3 protein-coding genes are annotated in these 1,483 nt (G+C 75.0%); 2 read left to right on the plus strand and 1 reads right to left on the minus strand.

The window, feature by feature from the left end; translation table 11 throughout:
* Positions 1 to 157: 157 nt before the first annotated feature.
* Positions 158 to 400: a hypothetical protein gene (locus ND748_RS31845; protein ID WP_251749984.1), complete on the plus strand. Its 243-nt coding sequence runs from the start codon at positions 158 to 160 to the stop codon at positions 398 to 400.
* Positions 401 to 414: 14 nt separating this feature from the next.
* On the opposite strand, the gene ND748_RS31850 is transcribed toward ND748_RS31845, so the two are convergent.
* Positions 415 to 639: a zinc ribbon domain-containing protein gene (locus ND748_RS31850; protein WP_251749985.1), complete on the minus strand. Its 225-nt coding sequence runs from the start codon at positions 637 to 639 to the stop codon at positions 415 to 417.
* 189 nt (positions 640 to 828) lie between these two features.
* On the opposite strand from ND748_RS31850, the gene ND748_RS31855 reads away from it, so the two are divergent.
* Positions 829 to 1,483: asparaginase (locus tag ND748_RS31855; protein ID WP_374216089.1), on the plus strand; the 655-nt coding region annotated here is incomplete at its 3' end.

Here is a 1,483-nt window from a genome sequence, read left to right on the forward strand (position 1 = left end):
CGGGTCGATCGTCCGGGAGCGTCGGGCTGATCCGCGGCCCCGGGCGCGGCGGCGGCGAACCGCACCGGTCTCGACCAGTCAGCGGGCCGGCGCGGCCCGTCACCTGGGTCCGGGCGCAGCCGCGTGACCTGCGACACCCCTGGGTAGGAGTGAGTTCATGGGTATGCGTGGGCTCGGTAACCGTGACCGACAACCCGGATCGGGCGGGCTGTTGCAGACCCTCGTCTCCGGTCTGAACCAGACCGAACGGGACGAGACGTTGCGGCTGCTTCGCCGCCGCCTGGTCGAGGACCGGGCGGCGGCGTCGGGCGGCCAGCGTGACCGCCAGGTGGATGTCGGTCCCCGCAGCCGAGCGGCCCGCGGGCCGACCAAGGGCCGCGCGGCAGGCCGCCAGGGGTAAGGCGGCCGGCGGCGTCAGCCGCAGCAGCCCCCGCCGCAGCACGCTCCGCCGCCGCCCACCGGCGCAGCCATGGCCGGGGCGGCCGCGCCGCGGCTGACAGCCACCGCAGAGAACACCCGTGAGGTCTCGGCGTGCCCGGACGGGCAGGTCACCCCGTCGGTCGGGGTGGATTCGGCGATGCTCCGACGGACCTCGAAGGAGGCGTCGCACACCCGGCAGCGGTAGTCGTAGGCAGGCACATCTTCAGGGTATGTGGCCCGGTCACGTCCGGGTAGCGGTTCGGCCGCCCCGGGCAGAGACCACACCGCGAGTGGCGGCTTTCGCGGCATGTGGGCCGGAAGCGGCGGATGTGGGGGATGTGGCATTGCCGGCCCCGGCGGGACCGCCGTCGTACCCTGACAGCCATGGAGCCACCGGAGGGTCCGCAGGTGGTCGCCGAGGTCGTCCGGGGGCTGCGCAGCGGCGCGCCGTTCGTCGAGAGCCTGCATCACGGCACCGTCGTAGGTCTCGGCCGCGATGGCGCCGTGGCCCTGCGGGTGGGCGCGCCCGACAGGCCGGTGTTTCCCCGCTCGGCGGCAAAGCCCTTCCAGGCCGCCGCGATGCTGCGGGCCGGTCTCGACGGGGTCTTCCTGAGTCGGAACATCCCGAGTGACCTGCTCGCCGTGGTCGCGAGCTCACACAGCGGCGAGCCGGCCCACCTGGCCCGGGTGCTGGAAATCCTCTCCGTCGCCGGCTTCTCCGCGGATGCCCTGCGCTGCCCCGCCGACCTGCCGCTGGGCACCGCCGCGGCCGAGGCCCACCTGCGCGCCGGCGGGCGCGCCGAACCGGTCCTGATGAACTGCTCGGGCAAACACGCCGGCATGATCGCCTGCTGCGTGGCCGCCGGCTGGCCGGTGCGCAACTACACCGAGCCGGACCACCCGTTGCAGCAGGCGATCCGCCGCACGGTCGAGGACCTGGCCGGCGAGGAGATCGCCGGCACGACGGTGGACGGCTGCGGCGCGCCGCTGTTCGCGTTCTCGCTCACCGGGCTCGCCCGCGGGCTGCGGGCGATGGTGCAGGCGGCGCCGGGCAGCCCGGAGC

It is taken from the genome of Frankia sp. AiPs1, from assembly GCF_023716945.1.
Taxonomy (GTDB): domain Bacteria; phylum Actinomycetota; class Actinomycetes; order Frankiales; family Frankiaceae; genus Frankia.

What these genes read in the sequence shown, in the direction of transcription:
- ND748_RS31845 (WP_251749984.1), top strand. Translation starts at nt 158, where the DNA reads ATGGGTATGCGTGGGCTCGGTAACCGTGACCGACAACCCGGATCGGGC.